Genomic DNA, 19,027 nt, shown 5'->3' with positions numbered 1-19,027 from the left:
GGTCGGGGGCGTATCGGGCCGGGGGGAGCCAGTGGGCGTCGGCGAGGGCGCGGCGGAAGGCGCCGTCGATGCGGGCGCGCAGCGCGTACGGGACGCCCGCCACCAGGTGGCAGCCCGGAGCCAGCGCGTGGGGCGCCAGCCAGCCGGCCCACGCGGGACGCGGCTGGAGGTGCACCCACCAGAAGCGCCACCGCCCCGCCCCGGGCGCCACCCGGTAGTGATGCGGCTCCCCCGACCCGAGCACCACCAGGTCGCCGGGCCCGGCCCGCAGCGACACCCCGCCCTGCTCCACCAGCCCCGCTCCCGCCTGGGTCCACATGAGCAGCCAGCTCGGCGCCCCGGCGGCCCGGCGCGTGGCGTAGCCCGCCGGCTGGTCGTAGTGCCCCACGACGATCAGCTCGGCAGCAGGAACAGACATGTCGTCAGCGGTCACCGTCATACCCTCGCACGCCCCCGCCGCCTACCGTGAACGGCATGAGCCTCAACGACTTCCACCACCGCGGATTCGTCATCGTCCCCGCGCTGCTGGCCCCCGAGGAGGTGGCGGAGCTGCGTGACGAGTTCATGGCGCTGCACGCCGCGGGCCCCATCCCGGGCCATTTCTCGCCCAGCGCGCAGGAGCCCGGCCGGCCGTACGACATCCTGCGCGACTACCCCCGCGTCATGCACCCCCATCAGGTGAACGACGTGGCCCTGCGCTACCTGCTCGACGCCCGGATCGGCGCCATCCTGGAGAAACTGCTGGGCGAGGAGCCGATAGCAGCCCAGAGCATGTTCTACTTCAAGCCGCCCGGCGCCAGGGGCCAGGCGCTGCACCAGGACAACTTCTACCTGCGCGTCGAGCCGGGCACCTGTGTCGCGGCCTGGGTGGCGCTGGACCGGGTGGACCGCGCGAACGGCGGCCTGGAGGTGGTGCCGGGCACGCATCTGATGGACCTGTTCTGCCCGGAGGAGGCGGACCGGGGCCAGTCGTTCACCCGGGAGTACGTGCCGCCGCCGCCCGGCCTGGAGCGCGTCCCCGTCGACATGGACCCCGGCGACGTGCTGTTCTTCAACGGCAGCCTGGTCCACGGCTCGGAGCCGAACAGCACCGCCGACCGGTTCCGCCGCAGCTTCATCTGTCACTACGTCGGCCGCTCGGCGGAACGCATCGCCGAGTACTACCCGACGCTCACGATGTCCGGCGAACCGGTCACGCTGGAGCCCGCCACCGGCGGCGGCCCGTGCGGCACCGAGGTCACGGGCCCGCACTGACCGGCACCGACCGGCACTGATCGGCACTGACCGAGGGGTCAGCCGCCGGAGATGTCCGACTCGGCGTCCGAGGGGACGACGGTGTCCCAGGGGTCGTCCAGCCACCCGTCGGGCAGGTGCACCTTGGCGCGTTCGCCCGACTTGCCGCGCGGGGTGTCGGTGTTGGGCGGCCACGGCTGGTCGTGGTCGAGCTTGGCGAGCCCTTCGCGCAGCCCGTCGAGCGACTCCGCCGTGGCCAGCTCGCGCCGCAGCTCGGCGCCGACGGTGAACCCCTTGAGATACCACCCGACGTGCTTGCGGAAGTCGGCTATCGCGTAGCGCTCCAGGTCGAAGCACTCGGTGAGCCCTTCGGCGTGCCGGGCCATCACCGCGGCCACCTCGCCGAGCGTGGGCCGGACCCGTTCGGGGCTGCCGCGGAAGGCGTTCTCCAGGTCCTTGAACAGCCATGGCCGCCCCAGGCAGCCGCGCCCGACGACCACGCCGTCGCAGCCGGTGCGCGCCACCATGCGCAGGGCGTCGTCGGCGCACCAGATGTCGCCGTTGCCGAGGACGGGGATCTCCGGCACGGCCTCCTTGAGCCGCGCGATCGCCTCCCAGTCGGCCACCCCGCCGTAGTGCTGGCGGGCGGTGCGGGCGTGCAGCGCTATCGCGGCGACGCCCTCCTCGGCGGCGATCCGGCCGGCGTCGAGGTAGGTGAGGTGGTCGTCGTCGATGCCCTTGCGCATCTTCATCGTGACCGGCAGCGGGCCGGCGCCGGCGACGGCCTCGCGCAGGATGCGCCGCAGCAGGTTGCGCTTGTACGGCAGCGCGGAGCCGCCCCCGCGCCTGGTCACCTTGGGCACCGGGCAGCCGAAGTTGAGGTCGACGTGGTCGGCCAGGTCCTCTTCGGCGATCATCCTGGCGGCGCGGCCGACGACGGCCGGGTCGACGCCGTAGAGCTGGATGCTCCTGGGCTTCTCCGACTCGGCGAACCTGATCATCCGGAACGTCTTCGGGTTGCGCTCGACCAGCGCCCGCGTCGTGATCATCTCGCACACGAACAGCCCGGCGCCCTGCTCGCGGCAGAGCACCCGGAACGGCGCGTTCGTGATGCCCGCCATCGGCGCCAGCACGACGGGGGGCCACACCCCGATCGGCCCAATCTTCATCCCGTCAGTTGTAGCGCAGGTCGGGCCAGGAGCGGTATTCGCGGATAGTCTGTGACACGGCATCTCGCGTGGGGAGTGATGGATGCTTCTTCGAGTGCGCCTGGCGCTGCCCGACAAACCGGGCTCGCTCGCGCAGATCACCACGGTCCTGGGCTCCGCCGGGGCGGACATCACCCAGGTCACGGTTCTCGACAGGGGCGCGGGGATGGCCGTCGACGACCTGACGGTCTTCTGCCCCGAAGACATCTCCAGGCCGGCGCTCCGCAAGAGCCTGGAGTCGGTCCAGGACGTGACGGTCGAAGGCGTCTGGACCACCCGTGAGGCCCCCGGCACCTACCCCGAGCTGGAGATACTCAAGTACATCACCACCGCGGGCGACCGGGCGCTGACCACGCTCGTCGACTCGCTGCCGGTGCTGTTCAGCGCCGACTGGGCGGCCACGACGGCCGAGCGCGGCGTCGTCTACGCCAGCTGGCGCGCCCCGCAGGGGCTCACGCTCCCGGAGCTCACGGCGGCCCGCCCGACGGCCGTCACCCTCGACGGCGGCCTGCACGTCATCCACGCCCCGCTGCCGCCGCTGGCCCTCACTCTCCTGCTGGCCCGCTCCGAGGGCCCGGCCTTCCACCGGATCGAGGTCCACCGCCTCACGCGCATCCTGGAGATCTTCCTCAGCCTCCCGGCCACCGAGCGCAGCGTCGCCCGTCAGCTCCGCAAGCACTGACGGGTGAGCAACCGGTCGGAAAACCCGCTAGAGTTGGCCGGGCAACGCGGAAGTGGCTCAGTGGTAGAGCATCACCTTGCCAAGGTGAGGGTCGCGGGTTCGAATCCCGTCTTCCGCTCGGAGTTCAACCTCCTGGTGGAGTGGCCGAGAGGCGAGGCAGCGGCCTGCAAAGCCGTCCACACGGGTTCAAATCCCGTCTCCACCTCCAAGGACGATTAGCTCAGCGGGAGAGCGCTTCCCTGACACGGAAGAGGTCACTGGTTCAATCCCAGTATCGTCCACCATCGAAGCCCCAGCTCACGGCACACACCGGGAGTCTGGGGCTTCTTGCCGTACGGACGGCACGCGATGACGCCGGCGGGTCACGCCGGGCCGGGCAGGCGGTAGGCGCGGCGGGCCGTCCCGGCGAAGACGTCCGCCCGCTCGCCGTCCGACAGGCCCGCGCACAGCTCCTCGGCGGCCTCGGCGACCCGCTCGTAGCCGGCCGCGAGCAGGCACACCGGCCAGTCGGAGCCGAACATCACCCGCTCGGGCCCGAACGCCTCCAGCACCGTCTCCGCGTACGGCCGCAGGTCGGCCACCCGCCAGGACGTCCGGCCGGCCTCGGTGACCATCCCGGACAGCTTGCAGAAGACGTTCGGGTACGCGGCCAGCTCCCGGACCAGGCCGCGCCACGGCTCCAGTTCCCCCGGGGCGATCGGCGGCTTGGACAGGTGGTCGAGCACGAAGGTCAGCTCAGGCAGGGCGGCCACCGCGCCGATGGCGGCGGGCAGCTGGTGCGGCAGTGTGAGCAGGTCGTAGGCCAGCCCGGCGGCGGACACTGCGGCGAGCCCGCGCCGCACCTCGGGCCGGGCGAGCCACCCGGGGTCGGGCTCGGACTGCACGCCGTGCCGCACCCCGACCAGCCGCCCGGGCAGCCCGGTCAGCCCGGCGAGCACGCCGGCGACGTCGGGCGCGGTCAGGTCGGCCCAGCCCACCACGCCCGCCACCAGGTCGGACCCGGCGGCCAGGGCCAGGAACTCGCGCGTCTCGGCCAGGTCGGGCAGCACCTGCACCAGCACCGTCCGGCTCACCCCGGCCGCCGCCGCGGGCCCGGCGAGGTCGTCCAGCGTGTATGTGCGGCGGATGGGCGCCAGGTCGTCCGGATCGAGCCAGGCATGGGGCCGGAGGCGGAGGTCCCAGACGTGGTGGTGGGCGTCGATGCGGGTGGTCATACGGGCTCCAGCGTCCAGAGGTGGTGGCCGCAAGCTACCAGACATCCGATGTTTCAAGATTCCCGGCGTGTCCTCAGGGCGGTGTCAGCGGGCCGCAGCGGGGGATTGTTGCATAATGCGACCCAACACAGTGGAGATCAAGTTAACGGTTGACGGCCCCCGGGTGCCGGCGGCCATGCGGGCACTCGCGCTGGAGCCGGACGACGGCCAGGATCTGAAGATCTACTTCTGCGAGGACACCGCCGACGGACTCGCCCCCGGGACGCCGCTGCTCGACGCCGGCGTGGTCCTGCGGGTGCGCGACACCGGCGACCGCAGGAGCGACTCCACCATCAAGCTGCGCCCCTGCCGGCGCTCGCAGCTCAACGACTACTGGCTCGGCGCGACGGACGGCGACGGGTGGGAGTTCAAGCTGGAGGCCGACTGGGCGGGGCCGCGCAAGGTGCTCGCCGCCTCGTGCACCGCGCGCCGGTCGCCGGAGCGGATCGAGGCCGTCCACGCGGGCAACCGGTCGATCAAGGGGCTCTTCACCGACAAGCAGGAACGCTTCCTGAGGACGTGCGCGGGCCTGCACGTCAACCTGCGCACCCTCCGGCTGCTGCCGCCCGTCGCCGCGACCCGCTGGGGACCGCTGGAGCTCGACGCATCGGGAACCAAGCTCACCGCGCTGGCCGAGCGCTGGGTGGTCGACGACGCGCTGGACTTCCTGGAGCTGTCGCTGCGCGTCTCACCGGAGAGCGCGTCCGCGGCGCAGGCGTCGCTGGCGGAGCTCGTCCGCGGCCACGGCGTCGAGTCCGACCCGGGCCAGGAGTCGAAGACCCGCCGCGTCCTGCGGCATTTGGTGACGGCCGTGCCCTGATCCCGTTCCGGGATGATGGCGGCGATGTCCAGTGATCCCCTGAGACGGCGCACGACCGGACGGAAGCGGGCGCCCTGACTCGGGGCATGGACGACTGTGATCCTTTGGGTTAGTTTGCGCGGCATGAGGCTTCGTTTCGCGATCAGCGCACTGTCGGCCGCCTGCGTGCTCGCCGCCGCGCCCGTGCCCGCCCACGCCGCCACCCCGTCACCGGACCGGGAGCTGTCACCGGGCTGGGAGCTGAAGGAGACCGGGGTGACAGCGCGGCTGCGCGGGCTCGCGCCGGTGAGCCGCGACGTGGTGTGGGCCTCCGGCTCCGAGGGCACCGTGCTGCGGACCGTGGACGGCGGGCGGAGCTGGGAGAACGTGTCGCCGCCCGGCACCCAGGCCCTGCAGTTCCGGGACGTGGAGGCGTTCGACGCGCGCCGGGCCGTGGTTCTGTCGATCGGCGCCGGCGCGGATTCGCGGATCTACCGGACCGAGGACGGCGGGCGTACCTGGACCGAGACGTTCAGGAACGACGAGCCGCGGGCCTTCTACGACTGCGTGGCGTTCTTCGACCGGCGGCACGGGCTGGCGATGAGCGACCCGGTCGACGGCAGGTTCCGGATCCTGGCGACCGGGGACGGCGGGCGGAGCTGGCAGGTGCTGCCCGCCGGCGGGATGCCGGAGGCGCTGCCGGGCGAGGCGGGGTTCGCGGCGAGCGGGCAGTGCCTGGTGACGGCCGGCGGCCGGGACGTCTGGCTGGCCAGCGGCGGTGCGGAGCGGGCGCGGGTGTTCCACTCGCGGGACCGGGGACGCACCTGGACGGTGGCGGACGCGCCGATCCCGGCCGGGGATCCGGCGCGCGGCGTGTTCGCGCTGGCCTTCCGCGACTCCCGGCACGGGCTCGCGGTCGGCGGCGACTACCGTCCCGGGGAGCGCTCGCCCAGCGCGGGCGCGGTGTCGCGGGACGGCGGCCACACCTGGCGGCCCGCCGCCACACCGCCACCGGAGTATCGGTCGGGCGTGACGTGGCTGCCCCGCCTGCCGTTCGCGGCCGTCGCGGTCGGGCCGACCGGCAGCGACATCACGTACACGGGCGGCAGGACGTGGCGGACGTTCGACACCGGCTCGTTCGACACGGTGTCGTGCACCCGCGACCTGTCGTGCTGGGCCGCCGGCGAGCAGGGCCGCCTGGCCCGCCTGACCCTCCGCCACCACTGACGCCGGCAGCCTCCATCCCGGCTCCCGCCGGCAGCGCCCATCCCGGCTCCCGCCGGCAGCGTCTATCCCCGGCCGACGCCGGCCCGCCGCGCCGCGAGAGCGGCGTCCGGCGGGAAGTGACGCTTGAAGCCGGGGCACTCCACCAGGGGCTCGTGCGTGCAGGCCGAGGCGTGCCGCAGGCCGTCGCGCATGCGCTCCAGGCGGGCGATGTCCTCCTCCAGTCGCGTCGCCTTGTCGGCCATGCGGGCACGCAGCTCCAGGTCGCCGGGGGTCGCCCTGAGGAATGCGGCGATCTCCGCGATGGTGAACCCGGCGCCCCGGGCGCACACGATGAGCGCGAGGCGGTCCAGCACCCCGGGCCGGTAGCTGCGGCGCAGGCCGTTGCGCCCCGCCGAGTCGATGAGGCCCTGCTTCTCGTAGAACCGCAGCGCCGACGCCGCCAGCCCGGAGCGCTCCGCCACCTCGCCGATGTCCAGCAGTTCCTCACTCATCCGGGTCTCCTTGACTTGAACCGCGCTTCAAGTCAGACACTAGCCGCCATGCAGATCCATCACCTCAACTGCGGGTCCGTACGGCGGATCGAGCCCACCTACGAGGGCCCCGCCGCGGCGCCCGCCGTCAACCACTGCCTGCTGGTCGAGACCGACTCGGCGGGACTGGTCCTCGTCGAGACCGGTCTCGGCCTGGACGACGTACGCGACCCCGCCGGCACCCTCGGCGCCGATTGGGTCGAGCTGGCCGAACCCGTGCTGGACGAGCGGGAGACCGCCGTCCGCCAGGTCGCCGCGCTGGGGTACGACCCCGGCGACGTGCGGCACGTGATCGTCACCCACCTCGACGTGGACCACTGCGGCGGCCTGCCGGACTTCCCGGCGGCCCGGGTGCACGTCATGGCCGCCGAGCTCGACGCGGCGACCCGCCAGGCGCCCAGCTTCCGCTACCGCCCGGCGCACTGGGCGCACGGACCGGACTGGGTGACCTACGCGGGCGACGCCGGCGAGGACTGGTTCGGGTTCGTCTCCCTGCGGGCCGAGGGCCTTCCGCCGGAGATCCGCCTGGTCCCGCTCGGCGGGCACACCGAAGGGCACACCGGCGTCGCCGTGCGCGACGGCGACCGCTGGCTCCTGCACTGCGGCGACGCCTACTACTATCACCGCGAACTCGGCGAGGACCCCCACCCGCACCCGGTCCTGGACCTCGTGCAGACCAGCTCGGAGGTCCACCACGACCTGAGGGTCGGCACCCGGGCCCGGCTCCGCGAGCTCGTGCGCCGCCACGGCGACCAGGTCTCGCTCTTCAGCGCGCACGACCCCTGGGAGCTCGACCACTACCGCGCCCCGGGGCTCAGCGGACGTCGCGGGGCCGGAACTGGACGCTGATCCGGGGGCCCGTCGCGCGGGCCGTCTTGGGGATGGCGTGCTCCCAGGTGCGCTGGCAGCTGCCGCCCATCACGACGAGGTCGCCGTGCCCCAGGTCATGGCGGATGGAGGGGCCGCCGCCGCGCGGGCGCAGCAGCAGCGGACGCGGGCTGCCGACCGAGACGATCGCCACCATGGTGTCCTCGGTCGCGCCCCGGCCGATCGTGTCGCCGTGCCAGGCCACGCTGTCGCGCCCGTCACGGTAGAAGCACAGGCCGGCGGTGCGGAACGGGTCGGCGGCGTAATGCTCGTTGAGCGCCCGCATGGCGTCGAGGAGGATCGGGTCGGGCAGCGTCTCGCCCTCGTCGTAGAACTTCAGCAGCCGGGGCACGTCGACCACCCGGTCATACATCCGGCGCCGCTCGGCCCGCCACGGCACCCGCTCGGCCAGCCGCTCGAACAGCACGTCCGCCCCCGACAGCCAGCCCGGCCGCACGTCGAGCCACGCGCCGTGGCTCAGGACGGTGCGGCGGACGGTCGCGCCGAGCGGGCCGACGCCGAGCTCCTCGCCCATGCCCAGCAGAGATGCCTGGAATACCGCGCTCATGAAGTCGAGTGTACGGCATTGTTCAAACAAAGATTCGACTGCGTGTCGTGGGCGGCGATCGCCGGTGCGCCGTGCGAGGCTCGGAAGCGGCGTCGCCTTGGGGACGGGGCCACCCATCAGACCGCGCGAAGGAGCACGTCATGCTCACCACCCAGTTCCTGCCGGGCACACCCTGCTGGATCGACTACGGCAGCCCCGACCTCGAGGCCACGGCCGCCTTCTACACGGGCCTGTTCGGCTGGGGGTTCCAGTCGCTAGGCCCCGACATGGCCTACGGCCTCTGCCAGGTCGGCGACAAGCCGGTGGCCGCGATCGGGTCGCTGACCGAGGAGGGCGCCACCCCGGCCTGGATCCTCTACTTCGCCACCTCCGACTGCGACGCCGCGGCCAAGGCCGTCGAGCAGGCGGGCGGCACGGTGCGGGCGCAGCCGGCCGACATCGAGGGGCAGGGGCGCTTCGCGCAGCTCACCGACCCGTCCGGGGCGGAGTTCGCCCTGTGGGAACCGGGTGGCCTGCGGGGGCTCGGCCTGGTGACCGAGCCGGGCTCGCTCGGCTGGGTGGAGCTCTACACCTCCGACATCGAGGGCATGCGCACCTTCTACCGCACGGTGTTCGGCTGGCGGTTCGAGGACGTGCCGATGGGCGACTACACCTACCCGGTGGCGTCACCGGCCGAGGGCGACCAGGCCGACACCTCGATGGCCGGTCTCGTCCAGCTGCCCGGCGGCGGCCGGTCGCACTGGCTGCCCTACTTCGAGGTGCCCGACTGCGACGCGGCGGCCGCCAGGTGCCAGGAGCTCGGCGGCACGCTCGCGGAGCCGGCGATGGACATCGAAGGCGTCGGCCGGATGGCCTACCTCACCGATCCGCACGGCGCCCGGTTCGCGGTCATCACCAGCTCCGCCTGACCGGGGTCAGCCTCCGCAGGCGGCGAAGGCGAAGGTGTCGTCGCGGAGCGCGTAGCGGTCCCTCGTCGTGACCTCACCCGTCTCGGTGTCGACCCGGACGACCGTCATCGCGGTGCTCCGGGCCCCGTAGCGCGCCAGGTGGATCGTCACCTGCCGGTCCCCGGTCCAGTCGATCAGGTGGAGCTCCCCGGCCGGCAGCTTGACGGGCAGCCGCCCGACGACCAGGTCCGTGTCGAGGTCGTACAGGGTGATCATGGGCTTGCCGGACGACAGGAGGGCGACGGTCCTGCCGTCGGCGGCGAGCGCCTGGAGGGTTTCGGAGACGGGCGCGGGGGGCGTGCCACCGGTGAGCCGCTCGCCGGTGTCGGCGTGGACGGCCAGGTCCTCCTTGCCCGCGCCGCGGTCGACGGCGGTCAGCACCTCGCCGCCGTCGCCGCTGAAGCCGACGAACGCCGCGGCCTTGGGGAGGGTGCCCAGCCGGGCGCCGGTCGCGGTGTCGTAGACGCGCGTCCCGGCGTGCCGCTGGTCGGTGATCTCGACGGCCAGCCTGCCGCCGTCGCCCGACAGGCGCAGCTCGACGTGATGATCGGCCACGCGCGGCAGCTCGCCCGCGCCGAGCAGCGTGACGTCGCCGCGCAGGTCGCGGACGGCCGGGCGGCCGGCCTTGGTGAGGTAGGCGACCTTCCGCCCGTCGCCGCTGACCGAGATCGGGGCGAGGGCGTCGCTGCGCCTGCCGCCGGGCGTGAGGGCGACGGTCCGGGCGTCGCGCAGCACCCGCAGCCCGCCGTCGCGGGTGATCAGGCGCCAGGGGCCGCACGGGTCGTCGCCGCAGCGCTTGACCGAGGCGTAGCGGACGGCGTCGTGGGCGTGGTGCGGTCCGGCGGCGGCCGGCGGGGCGGCCAGGAGGAGTGCGGCCGTCAGGACGGCCGTGACGGTGGCGGTGAGCTCCCGTGACACCGCCGCCGGACCCTGGGTGAGTCGCATGGGTGATCCTTTCGTCTCATCCTTGGATCCGGGTCCGGGGCGGAAGGTTCGTCACGGGTCGGCCACGTCACGGACGGTACGGAGCGGTCACTGCGCGGGCTCGGGCTCGGGCGTGTCGGCGGGGTCGGGCAGCGGCTCCGGCTCCGGCTCGTCGCCGGCCTCCAGGCCGTTGGGGGCGGTCTTGACCTCGTTGGAGCCGTGCAGGTTCCAGACGTAGTCGCCCAGCCCGTCGTTGTTGACGTTGTAGACGATCTTGCCGTCGCCGGTCCAGCCGTACTGGTAGCTGCTGCCGACGTAGCTCGTCGAGCAGTCGTCGGAGCCGCCGTCGCCGTTGAGCGCGTCCCGAGGATCACACCAGTTGCCGGCGATGACCTTGTCGTTCTGTTCGAGCCGCACCTGGACGGAGAACTTGTCGAACCTGACGCCGCCGAGGCCCTCCAGGTTCGGCTCCCACTTGAGCTGGATCCTGGCGCGCCGGGTATTGCCGTCCTTGTACACGCAGGACCGCGCGGACACGTCGATGTCCGGCTTGCCCGGCAGGGTGATGTTCCGGTGGTCCCACGTGCCGTAGCAGCTCCAGCCGGCGGCCTGGGCCGGGGGCGCCATGAGGGCGGTGCCGCCGGCCAGCGCCACGGCGGCCATCGCGATCTTGGTGATTGTGCTGATCGTGGACATGCGACTCTCCTGAAAGACGGGGGTCAGTCGGAGATCAGGTTGCCTGCCGGCACCCCGGGCAGTCGTTGGCCACGCCTGCACACTTGCTGCGCACTGCCTCTACGGCAGCGGCCGCCGCCCGGCGAAGCCCAGGTCGGTGCGGTGATACCAGCCCAGCTCCGGCTCGCCCTCGATCCAGCACAGCCGTACCGAGACGCCGTCGAGCACGGCGGGGAAGTCGAGCAGCACGGGCGCGATGCCCTTGACCTCCAGCCCCCGATCGCTCCAGGTGCTGACGATCTCCTCGAGGCGCGCCTCGACCGCTTTGAGCTCGGGCAGGCCGCCCAGCGGCGAGGACCCGGCCGTCTCGCGGTCGAAGGCGATCTCGGCGAGGTCGGCGCGTGCCGCCACCAGCGTGGCGCTCTCCCGCAGGATCGCCGGCATCAGGGCCCGGGCCTCGTCGGGGGTGAAGAGCCTGTCCATGACAGAACGCTATCGGGTGGGCTCGTAGGCGTGGATGAGGAGCTGCTCGGCGTCGTCGAGGTAGGCGTCGAGGAAGGCGGCGGCGCGGTCGGGCTCGCCGGCCTCGATGAGGTCGAGCAGCTCGCGGTTGCGCGCGACGAACGGCTCGTGGAACGCGCGGGGATTCTCCATGACGTGGAAGACGAGCCGCAGCTCGGCGAGCAGCTGCCGCATCGCCTCGTCCAGCCTCGGGCTGTCGTTGAGCGTCACGAGGGCCTGGTGGAAGCGGATGTTGGCGGTGCCGACGCTCTGCCAGTCGTCGTCGGCGGCGGCCCGCTCGGCGTCGCCGACCGCCTCCCTGATGACGGCGAGGGCCTGGCCGGTCGGCTTGCGCCGCACGGCGGCTCCTTCGAGCACCCGGCGCACCTGGTAGAGGTCGGCCACGTCGGCGGCCGACAGGATCCGGACGAACACCCCCCGGTTGAGCCGGTGCTCCAGCAGCCGCTCATGGCTGAGCAGCCGGAACGCCTCGCGCAGCGTGTTGCGCGACACCTCCAGCCGCTCGCAGATCGTCTCCTCCGACAGCCGGTCGCCGGGCTTGAACATGCCCTCGATGATGCGGTCGCGCAGGATGTCGGCGACCCGCTCCGCCGTGCTGCTGCGCCCCAGGCGTGACCGGTCCCGAACGAGGTCGCCGAGGGCGTCAACGAGAGCTTCGTCCACACGCAACAGGAAATCATCAAACAAAACTCTTGTCGAATCGTTCAACAATTCTTATGTTGATACCAACCCCCTGACGAAGGAGCGAAGCTGATGTCAGGCTCCCCCCAACAGACGCGGCGGGTGATCCTCGCCAGCCTGATCGGCACGTCGCTGGAGTGGTACGACTTCTTCCTGTACACCACGGCCGCGACGCTGGTCTTCGGCAAGCTGTTCTTCCCGACGTTCGACCCGCTCAACGCGACCCTGCTGGCGCTGACCACCAACGCCGTCGCGTTCGTGGCCCGGCCGCTGGGCGGGATCGTGTTCGGCCACTTCGGCGACCGGGCCGGCCGCAAGACCGTCCTGGTCGTCACGCTGCTGCTGATGGGGATCTCCACGTTCCTCATCGGCGTGCTGCCCGGCTACGACAGCGTCGGCGTGCTCGCGCCGGTCATGCTCGCCCTCCTCCGGTTCGTGCAGGGGCTCGGCCTGGGCGGCGAGTGGGGCGGCGCGGTGCTCATGTCGCTGGAGCACGGCGACCCGCGCCGCCGCGGCTTCAACGCGAGCTGGCCGCAGGTCGGCGTGCCCGCCGGCTACGTGCTGGCCACCGGCACGCTGGCCATCCTGTCGTTCACCCTGTCGGACGCCGCGTTCCTGTCGTGGGGGTGGCGGGTGCCGTTCCTGCTGTCGGGCGTGCTGGTGTTCGTCGGCCTGTGGGTGCGGCTGAAGGTGACCGAGTCGCCGCTGTTCGAGCGGGTCGAGCAGCAGGGCGCCAAGGCGCGGATGCCACTGGTCGAGGTGCTGCGCACGCACCCGCGCGCACTGCTGTCGGCCTTCACCGCGCGCATCGGCGTGGACGTGGCCTTCTACACCTTCACCGCCTACATCCTGGTCTACCTGACCGGCCCGCTCGGGCTCGACCGGTCCGTCGGGCTGAACGCCGTCCTCATCGGCTCGGCGTTGCAGCTCGCGCTGATCCCGCTGTTCGGCGCCCTGTCCGACCGCTACGGCAGGCGTCCGGTCTACCTCGCGGGCGTGGTCGCGGCTGCGGTGTGGGTGTTCGCGTTCTTCCCGCTGCTGGAGACGCGTTCATTCCCGCTGATCGCGCTGGCCGCCGTCCTGGCGCTGGTCGCGCACGCCGCCATGTACGGCCCGCAGGCGGCCTTCATCGCCGAGCTGTTCAGCACCCGGCTGCGCTACAGCGGGGCCTCGATGGGCTACCAGGTGGCCGGGATCGTCGGCGGCGCGCTGGCCCCGATCATCGCGATCAAACTGTTCGACGCGTTCGGCACCACGCTGGCGGTGTCGCTCTACGTGGTGGCCGCGCTGGCCGTCACCGCCGTGGGCCTGGCCATCGCGCCGGAGACCCGCGACCTCGACCTCGCCGGCGAGCACGACAGCCAGCCGCAGCGCGCCTGAGACCGCTTCCCGCTCCGCCGCGGAAGCCGCGGGCGGCGGCTGCCACCGCCGCCCGCGCGGGCGACACGCCCCGGGCGACCCGCGGTCCGCCGTCGCGCCGGCCCGACAGCCGCGGGGGCCGGGCCGGCCGCGATGTGATGTCGATCACAGGGCGGGCGTTGTAACGGAATCGCCGCCGATTCCCGGAACGCCGGACACCGATTACGCATAAACTGCGCGCCTGTGAGCCTCCCTGTACGTGCACGTTCCCCCAGGCCGGGCGGCGGTCGCCACCGCCGGCTCGTCCCCACGTCCCTGCCCCCGGACGCGCCCGTCCTCGTGCTCGCGGCACCGGGCGGCACCTCGGGCGTGCCGGCCGAGATCGCCGCCGTCGTGCGGGTCGACAACCCCCAGATCGAGGTACGGCTCACCGCCGTGGACGAGCTGGCCGCCTCGCTGCCGGCCGACCGGGACGCCGTCGTCGTCCCGTTGCTGACCTGGGACGACCCGGCCGTGCTGACCGAGATCGCCGAGTCCGTGGCCAAGAGCGGCGCCCCCGCCGTGATGACCGAGGCGCTGGGCCCGCACCCGCTGCTCGCCGAGGCGCTGCACATCCGGCTGGCCGAGCGCGGCCTGGCCAGGGCCGACCGCGTCCGCCTGCTCAACGTCTTCAGCCCGGTCGACGGCGTCATCCTGGGCACCGTCGGCGGCGAGCGGGCGGTGCACGCGGTGCAGGCCACGGCGGTGCTGCTGGCCTCCAGGCTCACGCTGCCGGTCGTCGCCGCCTCCCTCGACAGCGAGCCCGGCGTGCCGGTGGCCGCCGAGCGGCTGCGCGCGGCGGGAGCCCAGCGCCTGGCCATCGCGCCTTGCCTGATCGGTCACGAGGCGCCGGCCGACCTCGTCGAGTCGGCCGCCGCGGCGATCGACGCCGGGCACGCCGAGCCGCTCGGCTCGCACGGCGCCATCGCCGAACTGGTCGCCCGCGCCTACGGCAGCCAGCTGGCCACCTGACGTCCTTGTGAAGATCGGCCCGCTCGCGTTACCTTCTCCGCATGCGCCAGGTGGTGTGCAAGGGCGGGCGGCTGTGGCTCGGTGAGGTCACGGAGGCGGATGTCGCCGCCCTCCACGCCGTCTACGGCGACCCGGGCGCGACCCAGCACATGCCGTTCGCGCCGCTCAGCGTCCCGCAGGTGGCCGATCTCGTCGGCGAGGCGGTGCGGGCGGCGGCGGGCGAGCCGCGCCTGCTCCACGTGCTGGCGGTGCTCGATCCCGGCGAGCGTGACCCGATCGGGGTGGCGCGCCTGCGCGTCGACGCCGACCATCCGCACAGCGCAGAGATCGGGCTCGGGCTGCGCCCGGACCACTGGGGCCGGGGCATGGGCACCGATCTGGTCAGGCTGTTGCTGAAGTACGGCTTCCGGCAGCTCGGCCTGCACCGCATCTGGGGTGCCCGCTCCCCCGCGAACCTGCCCGCGCAGCTGGCGATGCTGACGGCCGGGATGGTGGAGGAGGGCGTGCTGCGCCACCACGTGTCGACGCCGCAGGGCTGGCGCGACTCGGTCATCCACGCCGCTCTGGAGGACGAGTGGACCGAGCGCTGACCGCTCTCACCGCACGAGCCTGAAGAACGTACGGACGTCGTCCACCAGCAGGTCGGGCGCCTCCATGGCGGCGAAGTGGCCGCCCCTGCCGAACTCCGACCAGTGCACGACGTGGTGCTCGCGCTCGGCGATGCGGCGGACGCCGGAGTCGCCGGGGAAGACGGCCACGCCGTGCGGGAGCGGCGACGGCTCGGCCGGGCCGAACCAGGAGGCGGCGCTCTCCTTGTAGAGCCGGGCGGAGGAGGCGGCCGTGCCCGTCAGCCAGTAGAGGCTGATGTTGGTGAGCAGCTGGTCCCGGTCGACGGCGTCCTCGGGCAGCTCGTGGGCCGGGTCGGTCCACTCCTTGAACTTCTCGGCGATCCACGCGAGCTGCCCGGCCGGGGAGTCGTGCAGGCCGAAGGCGAGCGTCTGCGGCCGCGTGGCCTGAAGGATCGCGTAACCGGCGCCGTCCTGGTCGTCGTACTGCCTCAGCCGGGACCGCTCCGGCTCGGTGAGGCCCTCCAGTTCGGCCGGGTCGCCGGAGGGGAAGCCGAGAGCGCCGTTGACGTGCACGCCCACCACGTGCGCGGGGTCGAGCCTGCCCACCATGGGGGAGATCGTCGCGCCCGTGTCGCCGCCCTGGGTGCCGTAGCGGTCGTAGCCGAGGCGGCTCATCAGCTCTTTCCAGGCCCGCGCGACCCTGGCCACGTCCCAGCCGCGCTCGCGGGTGGGGCCGGAGAAGCCGAATCCCGGGATGGAGGGGGCCACGAGGTGGAAGGCGTCGGCTGGGTCGCCGCCGTGGGCGCGCGGGTCGGTGAGCGGGCCGATGACCTTCATGAACTCGACGACCGAGCCGGGCCACCCGTGGGTGATCAGCAGCGGCAGCGCGTCCGGCTCCGGCGAGCGGACGTGCAGGAAGTGGACGTCCTGCCCGTCGATCTCCGTGACGTACTGCGGGTGGGCGTTCAGCGCCGCCTCGTGCTCACGCCAGTCGTAGCCGGTGCGCCAGTGTTCGGCCAGCCGCCTGGCGTAGGAGACCGGCACCCCGTACGACCAGCCGGCGCCGTCGAGCTCGTCGGGCCAGCGGGTGCGGGCGAGGCGATCCCGCAGGTCGTCGAGGTCGGACTGCGGGATGTCGATGCGGAAGGGCTTCATGACGACCACGCTAGGCCCCGGCTAGGACAGGTAGGGTCCTAGGATGCTGGAGACCTCGGCGCGACTGCTGAAGCTGCTGTCCCTGCTGCAGACCCATCGTGAGTGGTCCGGGTCCGAGCTGGCCGCGCGGCTCGGCGTCACCGGGCGCACGGTGCGCCGGGACGTGGAGCGGCTGCGTGAGCTCGGCTATCTGGTGCACGCCACCGCCGGGGTGCCCGGCTACCGGCTGGGCGCGGGCAGCGACCTGCCGCCGCTGCTGCTCGACGACGAGGAGGCGGTCGCGGTGGCCGTGGGGCTGCGCACCGCCGCGCAGGGCGGCGTGGCCGGGATCGAGGAGACGTCGCTGCGGGCACTGGCCAAGCTGGAGCGGGTGCTGCCGCCGCGGCTGCGGCACCGGGTCAGCACCCTGCACTCGATGACCGTCCCCCTGACCGGCGGCGCGCCCGCCGTCGATCCGGGCACGCTGGCGGCGATCGCGGCGGCCTGCCGCGACCATGAGAGCCTGCGGTTCGACTACCGCGGCGCCGACGGCACCGTGACGACGCGCGCGGCGGAGCCGCACCGGCTGGTGGCGACCGGCCGCCGCTGGTATCTCATCGCCTACGACACCGGCCGCGACGACTGGCGCGTCTTCCGGGTCGACCGGCTGCGGCCCCGGACGCCGAACGGCCCCCGCTTCACCCCGCGCCGCCCGCCCGACACCGACCTGGCGGGCTACGCGTCCCGGCGGATCGCCGGCGCGCCGTACCCCGTCCTGGGCCGGTTCACCGTGCACGCGCCCGCCGGGACGGTCGCCGAGCGGCTGTCCCCCTCGGCGGCCTCCGTCGAGCCGCTCGGCCCGGAGTCCTGCCTGCTGACCGCCGGCGGCAACTCGCTGGACGAGATGGCCTTCTGGCTGGTCTCGCTGGGCGTCCCGTTCGAGGTGCACGAGCCGCCCGAACTGGCCGCTCACCTGCGGGTGTTGTCGGAGCGGCTCGCCGACGCGGCGCGCGGCCGGTGAATTGTCGGTGGCGGCCCCTACGATGAGGCTCCTCACAGGAGGGATGGCTCATGCTCGACTCGCTGATCGTGCCGCTGTTCGTCACCACCGACCTGCCGCCGGACGCCGACCTCGCCGAGTTCGGCGTGCTGCTCGCCGAGTCGGCGCGCGCGGCCGGCCACGAGGGCGCCGGCTATGACGCCTTCCTGGCGGGCAAGGTGTTCTGGCTCGACCGGCCCGTGCTGCCCGGTCAGCGTCCCCCGGCGCGGTCGGAGTCGCGCTTCGCCGGCCTGCTGGGCCATGTCGCGGTCTCCGGCTCCGGCCACACCCCGCGGCAGGTGGTCGCCGACGTCCGCCGGGCCGTCGCGGCGGCGGTGACCGGCCGCTACGGCGACATGGGCGTCGCCCCCGCGGTCTTCGCCATCCGCGACCGCGACGTGCGCGAGCGCACCCCCGACGACGCCGTCCCGGTCGACTCCCGCGACGCCGCCGCGGGCCTGGTCACGGCGGCCCGGCCGCGCCCGTAGCCGGGCTCACGCGGCCAGCCCGACGAGCACGTACGCGGCCCACAGGTCGGGCCGGGCCGGGCCGTGCCTGTCGCGTGCCGCCAGCGTCACCTCGCGCAGCGCCTGAGCCGGCGCGGCGCCGTCGCGGACGCGGGCGTGCAGTCTGCGCGTGACCGCCCGCCTGACCTCCCCGCCGACCGGCCACATCGGCATGACCGCGGCTCCGGCCCCCGCGTGCAGCAGCGCCTGCCCCAGCGGCGCCGCGCCGCCGCTCTCGCACGAGCCCAGCACGACGAGCCCGGCCGCGATCCGCATCGCGGCGATCCGGCGCGCGGTGAGCAGCCCGTCGCCCAGCCTGACGCCCGAGCCGAACGGGTCCGCCCGGTCGTAGGCGCCCTGGCAGGCCAGATGGATCCGCTCCCAGTCGCCTTCGAGCAGCCCGGCGGTGGCCTCCCGCCCGGTGCGCGCGCGCTGCCCGCCGTCCCGCGCGATCTCCGCCGCCTCGTTCTCGTACGCGACCCGCGCCGCCGCGTCCTGCGCGTAGCCGACCACCAGCGAACGCCGCCCGTCCGGCCTCGGCCGGCGGGTGAGGCCGCCCAGCATCGCCACGGACGGCGCGTAGGCCACGGGGAAGCGTTCGAGCAGCAGCCGCCCGCCGGGAGCGAGCGCGTGCAGCGGCACCCGGTCCAGCTCCCCGTACGGGACGAGGTAGAGGACGTCCAGGTCGTCGCCGAGCGCGTCGAGGGCGTCGCCCAGCAGCAGGTCGCCGAGCAGCGCCCAGTCGTCGCCCCACCGGCCCTCGCCGCCTGCCGCCGCCAGCAGTTCCGGCCCCACCCGGGTGCCGAACGCCCTCGGCTGCGCCCACCCGGTCCGGTGCGCGAGCACCAGCACGCGCCCGCCGCTCACGTAGAACCCCAGCACCCCGGTCGCCGTCCCGGCCGCCACCACGTCGTCGAGCTCCCCCGGTGCGGGGCCCGGCCGGGCGGAACCGGCGGCCGGCAGCCCGGCCTTCGCCCGCTCGGCGTGCGCCCAGGCCGTCCGCCCCCGCCCCAGCCGGACAGCCAGCTCGACGGCCCTGTCCCGCAGCGCCGCCGCCGCGCCGCCCGAGCGCTCGGACAGCTCACCGGCCTCCTCGGCGTCCTCCAGCGCGGCCGCCAGGTCGCCGAGCCGCTCCGAGGCGGCCGCCCTGTCCTGGTACGCCAGCGCCAGCGCGTGCTCCTGCCCGGTGTCGCGCAGCAGCGCGATCGCCTCCGACGCCCGTTCCCGCGCCCGGGCGGGCTCCCCGGCCCGCACGTCCAGAGCGGCCAGCCTCCCCAGCGCCAGCCCCTCCCC

General features: G+C 73.7%; 22 protein-coding genes and 3 tRNA genes. 14 read left to right on the top strand and 11 right to left on the bottom strand.

Annotation, left to right across the window (positions count from 1 at the left end; genetic code table 11):
* A partial coding sequence (locus tag ADY59_RS39295; protein WP_197094064.1) for an AraC family ligand binding domain-containing protein occupies positions 1–418 on the bottom strand: 418 nt, incomplete at its 3' end.
* Between the two features lie 56 nt (positions 419–474).
* On the opposite strand from ADY59_RS39295, the gene ADY59_RS39290 reads away from it, so the two are divergent.
* Positions 475–1,254, top strand: a complete 780-nt coding sequence (locus ADY59_RS39290; RefSeq protein WP_049573835.1) for a phytanoyl-CoA dioxygenase family protein — start codon at positions 475–477, stop codon at positions 1,252–1,254.
* 38 nt (positions 1,255–1,292) lie between these two features.
* Here ADY59_RS39290 and dusB read toward each other — a convergent pair whose 3' ends face one another.
* A complete protein-coding gene (dusB, locus tag ADY59_RS39285; protein ID WP_049573832.1) occupies positions 1,293–2,402 on the bottom strand; it encodes a tRNA dihydrouridine synthase DusB in 1,110 nt (369 codons plus the stop codon).
* Between the two features lie 82 nt (positions 2,403–2,484).
* Between dusB and ADY59_RS39280 the strand changes: the two genes are divergently transcribed.
* From ADY59_RS39280 to ADY59_RS39265, 4 genes are all read left to right on the top strand, one after another.
* The gene (locus ADY59_RS39280; RefSeq protein ID WP_063780923.1) at positions 2,485–3,123 is read left to right on the top strand and encodes an ACT domain-containing protein; all 639 of its coding nucleotides are present in this window, start codon (positions 2,485–2,487) and stop codon (positions 3,121–3,123) included.
* A 46-nt stretch (positions 3,124–3,169) separates the two neighbouring features.
* Positions 3,170–3,241 (top strand) — tRNA-Gly (locus ADY59_RS39275).
* 16 nt (positions 3,242–3,257) lie between these two features.
* A tRNA-Cys gene (locus tag ADY59_RS39270) sits at positions 3,258–3,331 on the top strand.
* Between the two features lies 1 nt (position 3,332).
* Positions 3,333–3,407: transfer RNA gene (locus tag ADY59_RS39265), tRNA-Val, on the top strand.
* 78 nt (positions 3,408–3,485) lie between these two features.
* Here the strand turns inward: ADY59_RS39265 and ADY59_RS39260 are convergent.
* Complete coding sequence (locus ADY59_RS39260; RefSeq protein ID WP_049573827.1) at positions 3,486–4,337, bottom strand: amidohydrolase family protein; 852 nt, start codon at positions 4,335–4,337, stop codon at positions 3,486–3,488.
* A 115-nt stretch (positions 4,338–4,452) separates the two neighbouring features.
* On the opposite strand from ADY59_RS39260, the gene ADY59_RS39255 reads away from it, so the two are divergent.
* Both ADY59_RS39255 and ADY59_RS39250 read left to right on the top strand, forming a co-directional pair.
* A complete protein-coding gene (locus ADY59_RS39255) occupies positions 4,453–5,196 on the top strand; it encodes a hypothetical protein (protein WP_063780922.1) in 744 nt (247 codons plus the stop codon).
* Positions 5,197–5,319: 123 nt separating this feature from the next.
* On the top strand, positions 5,320–6,402 hold the full coding sequence (locus ADY59_RS39250) for a WD40/YVTN/BNR-like repeat-containing protein (RefSeq protein WP_156325998.1): 1,083 nt from the start codon (positions 5,320–5,322) through the stop codon (positions 6,400–6,402).
* A gap of 62 nt (positions 6,403–6,464) precedes the next feature.
* Here the strand turns inward: ADY59_RS39250 and ADY59_RS39245 are convergent, their stop codons facing one another.
* The gene (locus tag ADY59_RS39245; protein WP_049573823.1) at positions 6,465–6,893 is read right to left on the bottom strand and encodes a MerR family transcriptional regulator; all 429 of its coding nucleotides are present in this window, start codon (positions 6,891–6,893) and stop codon (positions 6,465–6,467) included.
* A gap of 48 nt (positions 6,894–6,941) precedes the next feature.
* Between ADY59_RS39245 and ADY59_RS39240 the strand changes: the two genes are divergently transcribed.
* Positions 6,942–7,781, top strand: a complete 840-nt coding sequence (locus tag ADY59_RS39240) for an MBL fold metallo-hydrolase (protein WP_049573820.1) — start codon at positions 6,942–6,944, stop codon at positions 7,779–7,781.
* Here the strand turns inward: ADY59_RS39240 and ADY59_RS39235 are convergent.
* Positions 7,747–8,367 (bottom strand): alpha-ketoglutarate-dependent dioxygenase AlkB, encoded by a 621-nt coding sequence (locus ADY59_RS39235; protein ID WP_049573818.1) that lies wholly within the window; start codon positions 8,365–8,367, stop codon positions 7,747–7,749. The two genes, ADY59_RS39240 and ADY59_RS39235, sit on opposite strands and share 35 nt — an antisense overlap.
* A 140-nt stretch (positions 8,368–8,507) precedes the next feature.
* On the opposite strand from ADY59_RS39235, the gene ADY59_RS39230 reads away from it, so the two are divergent.
* A complete protein-coding gene (locus tag ADY59_RS39230) occupies positions 8,508–9,275 on the top strand; it encodes a VOC family protein (RefSeq protein WP_049573814.1) in 768 nt (255 codons plus the stop codon).
* Positions 9,276–9,281: 6 nt separating this feature from the next.
* Here ADY59_RS39230 and ADY59_RS39225 read toward each other — a convergent pair whose 3' ends face one another.
* The 4 genes from ADY59_RS39225 to ADY59_RS39210 form a co-directional block, all read right to left on the bottom strand.
* Positions 9,282–10,259 carry a hypothetical protein gene (locus ADY59_RS39225; protein WP_049573812.1) on the bottom strand — a complete coding sequence of 326 codons (978 nt, stop codon included), beginning with the start codon at positions 10,257–10,259 and terminating at the stop codon, positions 9,282–9,284.
* 87 nt (positions 10,260–10,346) lie between these two features.
* Positions 10,347–10,934, bottom strand: coding sequence for a hypothetical protein (locus ADY59_RS39220; RefSeq protein WP_049573809.1), 588 nt, complete (start codon positions 10,932–10,934; stop codon positions 10,347–10,349).
* A gap of 99 nt (positions 10,935–11,033) precedes the next feature.
* Positions 11,034–11,396: a DUF2203 domain-containing protein gene (locus tag ADY59_RS39215; protein ID WP_049573807.1), complete on the bottom strand. Its 363-nt coding sequence runs from the start codon at positions 11,394–11,396 to the stop codon at positions 11,034–11,036.
* A gap of 9 nt (positions 11,397–11,405) precedes the next feature.
* A complete protein-coding gene (locus ADY59_RS39210) occupies positions 11,406–12,098 on the bottom strand; it encodes a GntR family transcriptional regulator (RefSeq protein ID WP_156325996.1) in 693 nt (230 codons plus the stop codon).
* Positions 12,099–12,188: 90 nt separating this feature from the next.
* Between ADY59_RS39210 and ADY59_RS39205 the strand changes: the two genes are divergently transcribed.
* From ADY59_RS39205 to ADY59_RS39195, 3 genes are all read left to right on the top strand, one after another.
* Complete coding sequence (locus ADY59_RS39205; RefSeq protein WP_049573801.1) at positions 12,189–13,496, top strand: MFS transporter; 1,308 nt, start codon at positions 12,189–12,191, stop codon at positions 13,494–13,496.
* Positions 13,497–13,718: 222 nt separating this feature from the next.
* On the top strand, positions 13,719–14,486 hold the full coding sequence (locus ADY59_RS39200) for a sirohydrochlorin chelatase (RefSeq protein ID WP_063780921.1): 768 nt from the start codon (positions 13,719–13,721) through the stop codon (positions 14,484–14,486).
* 41 nt (positions 14,487–14,527) lie between these two features.
* Positions 14,528–15,076, top strand: coding sequence for a GNAT family N-acetyltransferase (locus ADY59_RS39195; RefSeq protein WP_049573799.1), 549 nt, complete (start codon positions 14,528–14,530; stop codon positions 15,074–15,076).
* Between the two features lie 6 nt (positions 15,077–15,082).
* Here ADY59_RS39195 and ADY59_RS39190 read toward each other — a convergent pair whose 3' ends face one another.
* Positions 15,083–16,210, bottom strand: a complete 1,128-nt coding sequence (locus ADY59_RS39190) for an epoxide hydrolase family protein (protein ID WP_049573838.1) — start codon at positions 16,208–16,210, stop codon at positions 15,083–15,085.
* A 43-nt stretch (positions 16,211–16,253) separates the two neighbouring features.
* Between ADY59_RS39190 and ADY59_RS51925 the strand changes: the two genes are divergently transcribed.
* Entirely contained in the window at positions 16,254–17,210 is a 957-nt protein-coding gene (locus tag ADY59_RS51925; RefSeq protein ID WP_049573795.1) for a helix-turn-helix transcriptional regulator, read from the top strand.
* Positions 17,211–17,260: 50 nt separating this feature from the next.
* Positions 17,261–17,716 carry a hypothetical protein gene (locus ADY59_RS39180; RefSeq protein ID WP_049573793.1) on the top strand — a complete coding sequence of 152 codons (456 nt, stop codon included), beginning with the start codon at positions 17,261–17,263 and terminating at the stop codon, positions 17,714–17,716.
* A gap of 6 nt (positions 17,717–17,722) precedes the next feature.
* Here ADY59_RS39180 and ADY59_RS39175 read toward each other — a convergent pair.
* Positions 17,723–19,027 (bottom strand): CHAT domain-containing protein (locus ADY59_RS39175; RefSeq protein ID WP_049573790.1); only part of this gene is annotated, 1,305 nt, incomplete at its 5' end.

Origin of the sequence: Nonomuraea sp. SBT364 (genome assembly GCF_001083785.1) — a bacterium.
In the GTDB taxonomy this organism is placed as follows: domain Bacteria; phylum Actinomycetota; class Actinomycetes; order Streptosporangiales; family Streptosporangiaceae; genus Nonomuraea.
The sequence above is the reverse complement of the archived record's forward strand: the minus strand, read 5'-3'. Positions and strand labels throughout refer to the sequence as shown.